The 12458-nt window shown below is 58.7% G+C and carries 14 protein-coding genes and 1 tRNA gene; 10 read left to right on the top strand and 5 right to left on the bottom strand.

What is annotated here, in order from left to right; all coding sequences use genetic code 11:
* Positions 1 to 58: 58 nt before the first annotated feature.
* From FHX15_RS20340 to FHX15_RS20320, 5 genes are all read left to right on the top strand, one after another.
* Positions 59 to 235, top strand: coding sequence for a hypothetical protein (locus FHX15_RS20340; protein WP_184400160.1), 177 nt, complete (start codon positions 59 to 61; stop codon positions 233 to 235).
* Positions 236 to 239: 4 nt separating this feature from the next.
* Complete coding sequence (gene xerD / locus FHX15_RS20335; RefSeq protein ID WP_184400159.1) at positions 240 to 1193, top strand: site-specific tyrosine recombinase XerD; 954 nt, start codon at positions 240 to 242, stop codon at positions 1191 to 1193.
* Between the two features lie 62 nt (positions 1194 to 1255).
* Positions 1256 to 2209 carry an acetyl-CoA carboxylase carboxyltransferase subunit alpha gene (locus FHX15_RS20330; protein WP_184400158.1) on the top strand — a complete coding sequence of 318 codons (954 nt, stop codon included), beginning with the start codon at positions 1256 to 1258 and terminating at the stop codon, positions 2207 to 2209.
* 192 nt (positions 2210 to 2401) lie between these two features.
* Positions 2402 to 3628: a murein L,D-transpeptidase family protein gene (locus FHX15_RS20325; RefSeq protein ID WP_184400157.1), complete on the top strand. Its 1227-nt coding sequence runs from the start codon at positions 2402 to 2404 to the stop codon at positions 3626 to 3628.
* A 5-nt stretch (positions 3629 to 3633) separates the two neighbouring features.
* Positions 3634 to 3858: a sulfurtransferase TusA family protein gene (locus tag FHX15_RS20320; protein WP_184400156.1), complete on the top strand. Its 225-nt coding sequence runs from the start codon at positions 3634 to 3636 to the stop codon at positions 3856 to 3858.
* 36 nt (positions 3859 to 3894) lie between these two features.
* On the opposite strand, the gene FHX15_RS20315 is transcribed toward FHX15_RS20320, so the two are convergent.
* Together FHX15_RS20315 and FHX15_RS20310 are read right to left on the bottom strand one after the other, a co-directional pair.
* Complete coding sequence (locus FHX15_RS20315) at positions 3895 to 5028, bottom strand: CobW family GTP-binding protein (RefSeq protein WP_184400155.1); 1134 nt, start codon at positions 5026 to 5028, stop codon at positions 3895 to 3897.
* Between the two features lie 9 nt (positions 5029 to 5037).
* Positions 5038 to 6180, bottom strand: coding sequence for a D-alanyl-D-alanine carboxypeptidase family protein (locus tag FHX15_RS20310; protein WP_184400154.1), 1143 nt, complete (start codon positions 6178 to 6180; stop codon positions 5038 to 5040).
* A gap of 155 nt (positions 6181 to 6335) precedes the next feature.
* Between FHX15_RS20310 and FHX15_RS20305 the strand changes: the two genes are divergently transcribed.
* The 3 genes from FHX15_RS20305 (at position 6336) to FHX15_RS20295 (ending at position 8050) form a co-directional block, all read left to right on the top strand.
* Positions 6336 to 7499 (top strand): M20 aminoacylase family protein, encoded by a 1164-nt coding sequence (locus FHX15_RS20305; protein ID WP_184400153.1) that lies wholly within the window; start codon positions 6336 to 6338, stop codon positions 7497 to 7499.
* Between the two features lie 73 nt (positions 7500 to 7572).
* Positions 7573 to 7649, top strand: a tRNA-Arg gene (locus tag FHX15_RS20300).
* Positions 7650 to 7888: 239 nt separating this feature from the next.
* Positions 7889 to 8050 carry a hypothetical protein gene (locus FHX15_RS20295; protein WP_184400152.1) on the top strand — a complete coding sequence of 54 codons (162 nt, stop codon included), beginning with the start codon at positions 7889 to 7891 and terminating at the stop codon, positions 8048 to 8050.
* 14 nt (positions 8051 to 8064) lie between these two features.
* Here FHX15_RS20295 and FHX15_RS20290 read toward each other — a convergent pair whose 3' ends face one another.
* The gene (locus FHX15_RS20290) at positions 8065 to 8355 is read right to left on the bottom strand and encodes a BON domain-containing protein (RefSeq protein ID WP_184400248.1); all 291 of its coding nucleotides are present in this window, start codon (positions 8353 to 8355) and stop codon (positions 8065 to 8067) included.
* A gap of 57 nt (positions 8356 to 8412) precedes the next feature.
* On the bottom strand, positions 8413 to 9060 hold the full coding sequence (locus FHX15_RS20285) for a hypothetical protein (RefSeq protein WP_184400247.1): 648 nt from the start codon (positions 9058 to 9060) through the stop codon (positions 8413 to 8415).
* A 377-nt stretch (positions 9061 to 9437) separates the two neighbouring features.
* Here FHX15_RS20285 and dxr point away from each other — a divergent pair, with 377 nt between their 5' ends.
* Positions 9438 to 10613: a 1-deoxy-D-xylulose-5-phosphate reductoisomerase gene (gene dxr / locus FHX15_RS20280; protein ID WP_184400151.1), complete on the top strand. Its 1176-nt coding sequence runs from the start codon at positions 9438 to 9440 to the stop codon at positions 10611 to 10613.
* A gap of 33 nt (positions 10614 to 10646) precedes the next feature.
* Here dxr and hemA read toward each other — a convergent pair whose 3' ends face one another.
* Positions 10647 to 11861 (bottom strand): 5-aminolevulinate synthase, encoded by a 1215-nt coding sequence (hemA, locus tag FHX15_RS20275; protein ID WP_184400246.1) that lies wholly within the window; start codon positions 11859 to 11861, stop codon positions 10647 to 10649.
* A gap of 339 nt (positions 11862 to 12200) precedes the next feature.
* Here hemA and FHX15_RS20270 point away from each other — a divergent pair, with 339 nt between their 5' ends.
* Positions 12201 to 12455, top strand: a complete 255-nt coding sequence (locus tag FHX15_RS20270; protein WP_184400150.1) for a YMGG-like glycine zipper-containing protein — start codon at positions 12201 to 12203, stop codon at positions 12453 to 12455.
* Positions 12456 to 12458 lie beyond the last annotated feature (3 nt).

Genomic DNA, 12458 nt, shown 5'->3' with positions numbered 1-12458 from the left:
TTCTTGCACTTGCAAACACGCTTCCTATAACAGGAGCAGAGTTCTAAGGAGTACCGGAATGCCGACCCTGATCCGTTTCCTGTCCGTCCTGGCGATCATCGCCGGACTGATCTATGGAGCGATGTGGGCGCTTGTTACCTTCGTTGAGCCACAGGAACGCGACGTGACCATCCGCATTCCCTCCGAGCGCATGAATCCGCCTTCGACCGGCACGATCAACACAACGAAGAAGTGACGCGATGAAGGATCTAGGCCGCGTCCACGTGGAATCATTTCTCGAAATGATGAGCGCCGAGCGCGGCGCAGCGGTCAATACACTGCTATCCTACCAGCGCGATCTGGACGATTTGCAGTCTTTTTTGCACGGCCGCAGCATCCGTCTTACGGAGGCAGCGTCGGGGGACCTTGGCGCCTACCTGGCCTCGCTCTCCGCGCAAGGCTTCAAGCCTTCTTCGCAGGCCCGCCGGCTCGCTGCCATGCGCCAGTTCTACAAGTTTCTCTACGCAGAGGGTCTGCGCACCGATGATCCGACCGGCGTTCTCGACGCACCGAAGAAAGGCCGGTCGCTTCCGAAGACAATGGGTGTCGAGGACGTGACGAAGCTGCTCGCCCAGGCGGAGACGGAAGCGTCCGACCCCGCGCCCGGCCAGCTTCACCGTCTGCGCATGCTGGCACTGCTAGAACTGCTCTATGCAACCGGCATGCGCGTGAGCGAACTGGTCTCGCTGTCCTCCCGCGTTCTCGATCAGGAGGGCCGCTTCCTGATAATCCGCGGCAAGGGCAACAAGGAGCGCTTGGTGCCGCTTTCCCAATCGGCGATCGCTGCGCTAAGATCCTATGGCCGCAGGCTGGCCGCGGAAAACGCGGCGTCAAAAGAACCTCAGGACAGTCCCTGGCTTTTTCCGGCTGCCTCGAAGGAAGGTTACCTGCCTCGCCAGGTCTTTGCCCGCGATCTCAAGAATCTGGCAATCCGCGCCGGCCTCATACCGTCAATGATTTCGCCCCACGTCATGCGTCACGCCTTCGCGAGCCACCTTTTGGCTAATGGTGCGGACCTGCGCGTGGTACAGGAACTCCTCGGCCATTCAGACATTTCGACTACACAGATCTACACACATGTGCTGGAAGAACGGCTCCAGCAGCTCGTCCATACGCACCACCCCCTTGCAAAACAGGCGAAAAAGCACGAATAGGACCGGCGACAAGGGACAGAACCAGGAAACTGTCCCGGGCACAAGGAACGGAAACGCACCTCATGCACAACTATCTCGACTTCGAAAAGCCGATCTCGGACCTCGAAGGTAAGATCATCGAGCTTAAGAAGCTGGCGACGGAAGACGAAAGCATCGACACCTCCGACGAAGTCGGCAGGCTCGAAGTTCGGGTCCGCGAGGCGATCGTCGAGATCTATTCCAAACTGAACGCCTGGCAGAAGACGCAGGTCGCGCGCCATCCGCAGCGTCCGCATTTTGTTGACTACTCAAAGACGCTCTTCCAGGAATTCACGCCCCTTGCCGGCGATCGCAAGTTTTCCGAGGATGCCGCCATCCAGGCTGGCCTTGCCCGCTTCCGCGGCCAGCCGGTCGCCGTCATCGGTCAGGAAAAGGGCAACGACACGAAGAGCCGCCTGAAACACAATTTCGGCAGCGCGCGTCCGGAAGGCTATCGCAAGGCGATCCGCATTCTCGAAATGGCGGACCGCTTTCAGCTTCCTGTCATCACTCTCGTCGATACCGCAGGTGCTTATCCGGGCGTGGGCGCCGAAGAGCGCGGTCAGGCCGAAGCCATCGCCCGTTCGACGGAAATGTGCCTTGGCGTTAAGGTGCCGTTGATCTCGATCGTCATCGGCGAAGGCGGCTCCGGTGGTGCCATTGCGATTGCCACCGGCAACCGCGTCTACATGCTCGAGCATTCGATCTATAGCGTTATCTCGCCGGAAGGTGCCGCCTCGATCCTCTGGCGCGATTCCACCCGCGCCAAGGAAGCCGCGACCAACATGAAAATTACTGCTGAAGACCTGAAAGGGCTCGGCGTCATCGACGGCATCATCCCCGAACCACTCGGCGGCGCGCATCGCGATCCCGACAGCGTCATCGCCGCAACGGGCGACGTCATCGCCAATGCGCTTGCGGAAATGGCCTCGCGCTCTGGCGAGCAGTTGCGCAACGATCGTCGCCAGAAGTTCCTCGCCATGGGCCGTAATCTATAAAATCCACAGGTCGGCTCACCCGATTGAGGCCAAATCTTGGCCACAATATTGTTATCTGTAACATTGCGCTTGCAGGACACGTCCGCGCAAGTCATAGGCTGGTAAGGATTTATCAAGTATAAGCCGCCTATGATTCCGCGCTATGCCCGGTTCCGTAAGCGGGTTGGGTCGCATTGTTGATGGGCTGATTGAATGCGCATACGTCATTTTGCCTATGTTTCGCTCATGGCGCTGGCGCTGACCGGCTGCAATGACGCATTGGAATCGGCTCAAGGCGTCGACCTTTCGACCGTCAAGAACAAGGTGGAGCAGCCGCTTCCCGCCCATATCCTTGCCGACATGTCGGCCAAAGGCATGGACCGCAACTCGCCGATCATGATCCGCATCTTTAAGGAAGAAGGTGCGCTGGAAGTCTGGAAAGCGAAAACGGACAACCGGTTTGAAAAAATCGCCGGCTACAAGATCTGCGCTTGGTCCGGCAAGCTCGGCCCTAAGGTCAAGACCGGGGACCGGCAGGCGCCGGAAGGTTTCTACAACCTGAGCCGCGCCAACCTGAACCCGAATTCCAAATATTATCTGGCGATCAACACCGGTTTTCCGAACCGGTATGATGCCGTCAACGGTCGCACGGGCAGCGACCTGATGATTCACGGCGCCTGCTCGTCATCGGGTTGCTATTCCATGACCGATCAGCAGGTCCTGGAAATCTATGCCTTCGCGCGCGACGCGTTCAAGGGCGGCCAGGAAACGGTACAGCTTCAAGCCTTCCCCTTTCGCATGACGGCCGAGAACATGGTCAAGCACCGCCTCGACCCGAACTATGATTTCTGGAAGATGCTGAAGGTTGGCTACGACAATTTCGAAGTCACCAAACGCCCGCCGGAAGTGAATGTGTGTGAGAAGAAGTATGTCTTCAACCAGCAGGTCAGCGATGGCGGCAGCTTCAATCCGGCTGGCAAGTGCCCGGCCATGTCGACTCCGCCGGCGTTGACGGCAGCGCTTGCCGCCTACGGCAAGACCTATGATGCCGATTACCAGACGGCGCTGAAGAAGTACGATGGCCTTGCCTGGTACGATCCGACGGAAGCCGAGCGCAAGGCCGTCGTCGCCAAGCTCCGCAAGGGCCGTGAACTCGCCTATGCCCCGACAGGCACTTCGCTCGAAGCCGGGCGGATGGTCAAGGTCGCCGAACTCGAAGACATGATGGCAAAGCAGTCCGCCCAAAGCGTTGCCGCAAAGACTGCAAATGGCGCAACGCCTGCGACGCAGGCTCAAGTGACTGCCGTTGCCGCAGCGTTGCCGGCAAATATTCCGGTCCCGATGCAGAACCCTCTTGCCTATGCCGCGCCCGAGCCCGCCCCACAGGAAACTGCTGACGCCACCAAGAAGCCGTTCTGGAAGTTCTGGGCCAGGAACTGATCGGCTTGGATGCCGTTCTCTACGATCTGCGGGGACTGAAATGCCCGCTACCCGTCATCAGGACGCGTAAGAAGCTGATAGCCATGCCGAGCGGCGCGCTGATCCTCGTCGATACGACCGATCCGCTCGCCATCATCGATATCCCGCATTTCTGCAATGAAGATGGCCACGAACTGGTCAGCACGGAAAAGACCGAACGCGGCCACCGTTTTCTGATCCGCAAGGGGTAGAGTCTTCTGCGTCCGAACGGACGCACGGCACTGGGGTCAGATCCGTATGCCTGGAATGGCGAGCGGATTGTCGCTGAGGGCTGCCCGATCAGGCGTATCGATTCGTGGTTTGCCGAGGAAGGCATCGAAGAGATCCTTCACGAAAGCCTCCGGCAGATCCTTGGTGATCAGCACCATGCGCGTGCGCCGGTCCTCGGGATCCGGCCAGGCAGCAAGCCGCACTGGCGGGTGGAAAATGCTCTGGACGCCGTGCAGGACCAGCGGTCGCTCGGGCCGGTCTGATGTGGCGACGATCGCCTTCATGCGCAAAAGCTTTTCGCCATGTGCCGAGCGCAGGAGATCGATGAACATTTCAAGCGCCATCGGATCGATCGCCTTATCCTCGATGATCGAGAAGGAGCGGATCGAGGCATCGTGACGATTGACGTCGTGCGGATCCTGATGATCATGGCCATGATGATGGTGCCCGTGATCATGGTCATGATGATGCGCCTCGTGCTCATCCTCATTATGCAGCCAGCGGCTGACATCGGCGATCTTCGTGCCCGGGTCATAAAGCCCGTTGACGAAAATACGCGCCGAGCCCGCCTCTTCGCTATCCGCATCCACGAGAGGCGCGCGCGGATTAAGGTCACGCAGACGTGTCGTCAGCGCCCCCGTGTCGCTTGTTATGCTCTGCTTTGAAACGATCAAACGATCAGCAACCGCTGCCTGCTTGCGTGCTTCCTCATGATTGTCGAGCGTCTGCAGGCCATTGACGGCATCGACGACAGTGACGACGCCATCAAGCTCAAAATTTTGGGCAATGACCGGATTGCCCATGATCGCCTGCATGACGGGCGCCGGATCGGCAAGACCGGTCGTTTCGATGACTACGCGCCTGACCGGCTTCACGCGTCCCGTCTGTACCGCATCCATCAGGTTGGCCAGCGTATCGACCAGTTCTCCGCGCACGGTGCAGCAGAGGCAGCCATCGGAGAGTTCGATGATGGAATCACCGGAACTTTCAACCAATAGATGATCGATGCCGACATCGCCGAATTCGTTGATGATCACGGCCGCATCCTTCATGTCAGGATCTTTCAGGATGCGGTTCAGAAGCGTCGATTTACCGGCACCGAGAAAGCCGGTCAGGATGGTGACCGGAATCTTGTCGCTAAGCGTGCTCATGATTTTTCCTTAGAAGGATGCCGGCCGCGGAAGCGGTACCGGCACATTTGCGAGCGCTTCAACAGCATCGCCCTTGGCCGACTTGTCGGACTTGTCATTCTGAGCGACTGGCTGCGGATCCTGACCCGGAATGAGGCCGGCGAACACGAATTGCGGCTCGTGATCCATCTCGTGGATATAGGGAGACTGAACTTTCATGCGGCCAACCTCGTCGCGCGTTTCGCTGCGCACCTTGGCACCTTTAGCGCTGCAGATATCGGCCGTTATGTCGCTCACCTGGTCCTGACCTGGGCCGTAAGGCTTCAGCGAGCCGAGCGTATCATTTGCCGCAAATTGTGTCGTAAAACCTTTCTGCAGAAGGTTGGCGGTGGCGTCAGCGCGGGCGGCAAGGCTGTCGGTACCGAGGACGACGGAGACAAGTGTGCGGCCGCTGCGGGTCGCTGAACCGATCTGGTTGAAACCGGAAGCGCAGATGAAGCCGGTTTTCATGCCATCAGCGCCTGCAAAGCGACCGATCAGCATATTGATATTCGGGACGTTCTGCTTGCCGTTCGTAAAACCTTCCAGCGCGAAATAGCCGGCATATTGCGGAAAATCACGACGCAGAGCGACCGTCAGGATCGCAAGGTCACGCGCCGTCGTGTATTGGCCCTTGCCGGGCAGGCCGTTCGGATTGATGAAATGCGAATCCGTCATGCCAAGCTTCGCCGCCTCGGCGTTCATACGCACGACAAAGCCTTCCTGCGTGCCTCCAACTGCCTCGGCAACGGCAACCGCAATATCATTGGCGGACTTCACCATTAGGATCTTGAGCGCACTGTCGAGCGTGAATTTCTGGCCCGGCTTGAAGCCCATCTTCGCCGGGGGTTCGGCCGCCGCCCGCTTGCTCATCACGATAGGCGTATCGAGGCTGATCTGGCCGGAGCGGATCGCATCGAACACGGTATATACAGTCATCAGCTTGGTCAGCGAAGCCGGATACCATTTACGAAAGGCTTCCTCATGCTCGAGCACCCGGCCCGTCTGTACGTCAACGAGTATATGCGGATTGGCGTGAGCAAGTGTAACGGACGAGACAAGAACCGCCATTGCTGTCGCTGCAAAAGAAAAGGGCCGCAAAGCGGCGAACAAACGATCGTGGCGCGTCGACAAGTGCTCGTCCTTCAGGGAATATCTCGAAACCTTCCCCTATTTACCTTATATGGCTATGACATGGCAAAGGTCATTGACTAAGTTATTTCCGGGGCATCACGCCCTTGTGATGCTTTCAGACAGGCCCAACGCATTTCATTCACAGGAAGCCAAGAATGCCGATTCTGAATAGAGCCGCCGAACTTCAGGATGAAGTTGCAGAGTGGCGCCGCCACATCCATGCCCGGCCGGAGCTTCTCTTCGCGGTCGAAAATACGGCTGCCTTCGTTGCCGAAAAGCTCAAAGAATTCGGCGTCGACGAAATTGTCACCGGCATCGGCCGCACCGGCGTCGTCGGCCTCATCAAGGGTAAGGGTGAAGGCAGCCGCACGGTCGGCCTACGCGCCGATATGGACGCTCTGCCGCTCACCGAAATCACGGGCAAACCTTGGGCATCGAAAATACCTGGCAAAATGCACGCCTGCGGTCATGATGGCCACACCGCCATGCTGCTCGGCGCCGCAAAATATCTGGCGGAAACCCGCAACTTCAACGGCAATGTCGCCGTAATCTTCCAGCCGGCCGAAGAAGGCGGCGGCGGCGGCAACCTGATGGTCAAGGACGGCATGATGGAGCGCTTCGGGATCGAAGAAGTCTACGGCATGCACAATCTGCCGGGCCTGCCCGTTGGGCAGTTCGCCACCCGCAAAGGCCCAATTATGGCCGCAACCGACGAGTTCACGGTTACCATCAAGGGCCGCGGTGGCCATGCGGCACAACCGCACCGCACGATCGACCCGATCGCGATCGGCGCGCAGATCGTCACGAACCTGCAGATGATCGCCTCGCGCAATGTCGATCCGCTGCGCTCGGTTGTGGTTTCCGTCACCAAATTCAATGCCGGCTTTGCCCATAACGTCATTCCCAATGACGCGACCTTCGCTGGCACGATCCGCACGCTGGATGATGAGGTGCGCGCCCAGGCTGAGGCGCGCCTTCGCGACGTCGTGGAAGGAATCTGCGCCGCCCATGGTGCGGAAGCCGATATCAATTTCCACCGCAACTATCCCGTCACCTTCAATCATGCGGACGAGACGGAATACGCCGTTGCCATCGCCGGCGATGTTGCCGGTGGAGCCAACGTCAATCCCGAGATCGATCCAATGATGGGCGGCGAGGATTTCTCTTACATGCTGAACGCCCGCCCCGGCGCCTTCATCTTCATCGGCAACGGCGACACCGCCGGCCTGCACAACCCGGCCTACGACTTCAACGACGAAGCGATCGCTCACGGCATTTCTTATTGGGTACGGCTCGCGGAGCAACGCCTCGGCGTCTGAAACGAAACGACATCAGACACACTGAAAAAGGCTTGGCTTCACGCCAAGCCTTTTGTATGCATGGCATCCAAGTGGTCCCGTAGCTCAGCAGGATAGAGCATCAGATTCCTAATCTGAGGGTCACGCGTTCGAATCGCGTCGGGATCACCATTCTCTTCACCGATAACGTCAGTTCCGAGCAGCGCCCCAATATTCACTTTCCGCCGCGCTTCGCAGGACCGCATCATGCGGACATACTTCTGCATAGCCACAGCCATATGCAGATCACGAAGACCTCTGCCGCTGAGATACGAATATCTGGCTGGAGGCCCAGCTTTACGGAGCTGTCCTGAAGCACGAGGAACTTCGAAAGTCTTGCCACGTTTACCGGCAAAACAGGAGTATCCGACATGCGTATTCGAATAACCCTACTTGCAATTGGCTGCGCAATCGCCTGGGGTCTACTGCTGGCCATCAGCTACCAACCCCAAGGCTCTGTCACGACGCCGAAGAGCGATCGGCTTGTCGGCCAAAGGGCCCCTGCCGATTTCCTGACCGCGCGTTTCGGCTGATCAGCTGAGTGATGTTAATGCCGAACGTTAACGGCTGAGTCCGCAAGCAAGATACGGTTTCGCACTGTGTGAACGCCTTCGACTGCTCTTGCGACGACAGTTGCCCGCTCGATTTCATCGACAGTACCGACACTGCCGCTCAGAACGATCTCATCGCCTTCCGCCGTGACCTCGACATCGGCTGCATCGATGCCGCCAGCGATGGCAAGCGCATTGGCAACTGCGGCTTCCAGCGTCGCGCGATTGGTATATTCAGCCTCGGCTTCGGGCTGATGGCCGTGAAATGTAGGTTCCTTGAACACCATCGTTCCGTCCTCCTTGATGCTGGAAAAGAAACGCCGCTGACCAAGCATTGGTTTCGCCTACCAGCGAAGCTGATAGTTCAAATTGACATTTCCCGTCCGCCCCGTTGAAAGCGGATCGGACACGGACGCGCTCAGGCCGAGATTGGGCAGGATATCCTGACTGACGGCAACGGTGCTGGAAAAGTCGCCATTAACATTACCGATGCTGCTGCCCGCGGAAATCGATGTGCCGGTCCACGGATAAATCAGCTTGACCGCCTGCGAAGCTGACACCGTCGCCTGCCGCGCATCTACGGCGTTGTAACCGAGGCTCACCGCGCGTGTCGTCTGCATGTCAAGTGTGTCAGAGAGTATCCAGCTTCGCGAGCGGCTGAGCATAAGCGCGCCGCTGCCGCGCAAAGTATCGACTTGCAGCGTCACATCCTGCTGCGCTCGGCTCGCCGGCGTAACGCTCACCTTCTGCAGCTTGCCCCAAAGCATCGCCTGGCCGGAATCCGGCAGCGGTGCGCCGCTCTTGTCGGAGGCAAGTGCCAGGTCTGCGCCGGCGCTCGTCTCCCATTCCATCGGCAGGCGGAACCCGACCGTTGTTTTGTAGGAACGAGTGGACACCTTCACCGGCGACCAGATCACTAGATCATCCGCAGATACCGGATTGGCCAGCGGAAGAACGGCAAAAACAAAGCATGCAATCTTTATTTTCGTCATAATATCGCATCGTTTTGAACTAGCACGCCGATCGCGCACTCATAGGCGCAAAGCGGACGTGGAGCGCTCGCGTCGAACGCAATGAAGGACGGCGCAGACACGCAATCCCGGTTCAGTCTTCGATTTTGTTTGGCCCGCGGCCAGTGGCATAAATTGCCGGTTGCTCGTCGAACACATCTGTGCCCAGCGGATTTGCCTCTTTGACCGTAACCGGCCGCAGCAAATAATCGTCCCCATGAGGACCGGTATCAGGATCACATCATGGCGGGCCTATGTAAACCCCTGCGGAGTTGAAATTTGCTGCACCGCACACTTGCTGCCTTCCGCGATCCCCTGTAGAGCCGATGCCCAATATGCAAGTTCTTACGAAATCGACGATGATGACGAGCAAAAACGCGCCGCGGCGCCTCAGTATCTTCGGTTCGACGGGCTCGATCGGCCAAAATACGCTCAATGTCGTCGATCATCTGGGCGGCCGGGACAATTTCGAAATTTCCGTCCTGACCGGCAACGATAATGTGGAATTGCTGGCGCAACAGGCGAAATCATCAGGCGCGCGGCTCGCGGTCATCGCCAATGACCAGTACTACGAAACGCTGAAAAGCGAGCTTTCAGGCAGCGGCATCGCGGTCGCCGCCGGCAAATCCGGCCTGATGGAGGCGGCAGATCGCGAGGCGGATTGGGTGATGGCAGCCATCGTCGGCACGGCCGGCCTTGCTCCTACCCTCGCCGCAGCACGCCGCGGCGCCGATATTGCGCTCGCCAACAAGGAATGTCTCGTTTCGGCAGGCGATCTTTTTATTGATTCGGTGAAAAACGGCGGCGGTAAGCTGTTGCCCGTCGACAGTGAACACAATGCGATCTTCCAGGTACTGGAGGAAAACCAGCGCCATGCCGTCGAGCGCATCATCCTGACGGCATCAGGCGGTCCCTTCCGTACATCCTCGCTGGAGGAGATGGCCAACGTGACGGTGGAGACCGCACGCGCCCATCCGAAGTGGTCGATGGGCTTGAAAATTTCCATCGACAGTGCTTCGCTGTTCAACAAGGCATTGGAGATGATCGAGGCGAAGCACCTTTTCGGCCTGCGCCCCGAGCAGGTGGAGGTGATCGTCCATCCGCAATCGGTCATCCACTCCATGGTCGGCTATACGGATGGTTCGGTGCTGGCGCAGCTTGGTGCGCCGGATATGCGCACTGCAATCGGCTACGCCCTTTCCCACCCCCGCCGGGCAAACCTGCCGATCGAGCGGCTGGATTTTGCAAAGCTCGCGCGGCTGGACTTCGAAGCTCCGGATGAAAAACGATTCCCTGCCTTGCGGCTTGCCCGGCTGGCAATGACGCGTGGCGGCGTCCAGGGAGCGGTGCTGAACGGCGCCAAGGAAGTGGCGCTCGAAGCTTTCATCGAGGGCCGCCTACCCTTCCTCGCCATGGCCGAGATCACTGAAAAAGTGATGGACGATCTCATCGATCTGCCGGCGGCAGCAACGATGGACGACGTGTTCGCCGCAGACAAGGAAGCCCGGCAGCGGGCTGCCGGGCTCATCCGATAAGAAAATTTCCCTGAGGAGGCAGGCTCCGTGACGTCAAGCGACGTGGCGGGCGAGCGCGCAGCGCGACCAGAGCGAATGCAAAGCACCGACCAGATGTTCGATGTCGGCATCCGAATGCAGCGGTGTGGGCGTGATGCGCAGGCGCTCGGTCTTCTTCGGCACCGTCGGATAGTTGATCGGCTGCACATAGACGCCGAAATTGTCGAGCAGCAGATCCGAGATCCACTTGCACTTGGCGGCATCGCCGACCATGACCGGCACGATATGGCTCGGGTTCGGCATATGCGGGATACCCTGCTGGTCAAGCAGCATGCGCAGCTTCCGTACGCGATCTTGATGGCGGGCTCGCTCGAACGGGCTCGCCTTCAGATGACGGATAGAAGCAATCGAGCCGGCAGCGAGGGCCGGCGGCAGCGAAGTCGTGAAGATGAACCCCGATGCAAAAGAGCGGATGAAATCGCAGAGCGCCGCAGATGCAGCGATGTAGCCGCCCATGACCCCAAAACCCTTGGCAAGCGTGCCTTCGATGACGGTGACACGATTCATCAGGCCCTCGCGCTCGGCGATGCCGCCGCCGCGCGGACCGTACATACCGACGGCATGAACTTCGTCGAGATAGGTCATCGCGCCATACTTATCGGCGAGATCGCAGATTTCCTTAATCGGAGCGATATCGCCATCCATCGAATAGACGGATTCGAAAGCAATGAGCTTCGGCGCCTTGGGATCGGCAGCGGCCAGCTTGGCCTCAAGATCGGTCACGTCATTATGCTTCCAGATGACCTTCTCGCACTTGGCGTAGCGGATGCCCTCGATCATCGAGGCATGGTTGAAAGCATCCGAAAAAATGACGAGGCCTGGGATCTTGGCGCCGAGCGTGCCGAGCGCCGCCCAGTTGGATACGTAACCTGACGTGAAGGTCAGCGCAGCTTCCTTCCCGTGCAGATCTGCAAGTTCCTGCTCAAGCAGGACGTGGTAGTGGTTGGTGCCAGAGATATTGCGGGTGCCTCCCGCACCCGCGCCACAGTGATCGATGGCTTCTTTCATCGCCTCGATCACCTTGGGGTGCTGGCCCATGCCGAGATAGTCATTGGAGCACCAGACGGTCACTTCCTGTTCGCCATTCGCCGTGTGCCGGGTCGCACGCGGGAAGTCGCCGCGATGGCGCTCCAGATCAGCAAAAACGCGGTAGCGGCCTTCACTATGAAGCCCGTCCAGCTCGCTTTTGAAAAAAGCTTCGAAATCCATCATATGCTCCAGTTCGTACGGCTGTTTCTTGCTGAGACCGCAACCGCACGTCAACCCTTGGTCCCTGCTTTACCATCAACTGCGGCAAAAGGCGCAGATTTTTGAATGATTCCAGATAAAAAATATGCCAGCCGCGGTCAGAGAAATTGATCGACGTCAATTCCAGGAAAGCTTTTCCGAAGCCCCGCTTTTAATCGTGGAAAGGAACCCTCGCCTTACGGAAAAAGGTTCGATGATGGTGGACAAGCCCTTATTGCGACATAGTTTCCGGGCTAGCCTGAGAAAAACAGATTAGTGACGACGTTCGCCCCTGGGCGCCAAAAACCTCGGAGAGAAGAGATGAAAAGAGTTCTCGTATTCGCATTGATCGGCCTTTCGATGGCAAGCTGTACTCCTACACAGCAGGGCGCTGGTATCGGCGCGGCGTCGGGTGCCGTCATCGGCGGTGTCGTCACTGGCGATGTGCGTGGCGCGGCAGTCGGTGCAGCGATCGGCGGTGTTTCGGGCGCGCTTATCGGTAGGGTCGCAGAGCAGCCGGGCCAGTGCTACTACCGGGACCGCTATGGTCGCCGCTACATCGACGATTGCCGCTGAGAT

The organism is Rhizobium sp. BK650, assembly GCF_014195325.1.
In the GTDB taxonomy this organism is placed as follows: domain Bacteria; phylum Pseudomonadota; class Alphaproteobacteria; order Rhizobiales; family Rhizobiaceae; genus Rhizobium.
This window is presented reverse-complemented; position numbering and strand designations above follow the sequence as displayed.

Coding starts and splice junctions, on each gene's coding strand:
- FHX15_RS20325 (WP_184400157.1), top strand. CDS start 2,402: ATGCGCATACGTCATTTTGCCTATGTTTCGCTCATGGCGCTGGCGCTG.
- FHX15_RS20315 (WP_184400155.1), bottom strand. CDS start 5,028: ATGAGCACGCTTAGCGACAAGATTCCGGTCACCATCCTGACCGGCTTT.
- hemA (WP_184400246.1), bottom strand. CDS start 11,861: ATGGATTTCGAAGCTTTTTTCAAAAGCGAGCTGGACGGGCTTCATAGT.
- FHX15_RS20285 (WP_184400247.1), bottom strand. CDS start 9,060: ATGACGAAAATAAAGATTGCATGCTTTGTTTTTGCCGTTCTTCCGCTG.
- dxr (WP_184400151.1), top strand. CDS start 9,438: ATGATGACGAGCAAAAACGCGCCGCGGCGCCTCAGTATCTTCGGTTCG.
- FHX15_RS20330 (WP_184400158.1), top strand. CDS start 1,256: ATGCACAACTATCTCGACTTCGAAAAGCCGATCTCGGACCTCGAAGGT.
- FHX15_RS20270 (WP_184400150.1), top strand. CDS start 12,201: ATGAAAAGAGTTCTCGTATTCGCATTGATCGGCCTTTCGATGGCAAGC.
- FHX15_RS20290 (WP_184400248.1), bottom strand. CDS start 8,355: ATGGTGTTCAAGGAACCTACATTTCACGGCCATCAGCCCGAAGCCGAG.
- FHX15_RS20340 (WP_184400160.1), top strand. CDS start 59: ATGCCGACCCTGATCCGTTTCCTGTCCGTCCTGGCGATCATCGCCGGA.
- FHX15_RS20305 (WP_184400153.1), top strand. CDS start 6,336: ATGCCGATTCTGAATAGAGCCGCCGAACTTCAGGATGAAGTTGCAGAG.
- xerD (WP_184400159.1), top strand. CDS start 240: ATGAAGGATCTAGGCCGCGTCCACGTGGAATCATTTCTCGAAATGATG.
- FHX15_RS20295 (WP_184400152.1), top strand. CDS start 7,889: ATGCGTATTCGAATAACCCTACTTGCAATTGGCTGCGCAATCGCCTGG.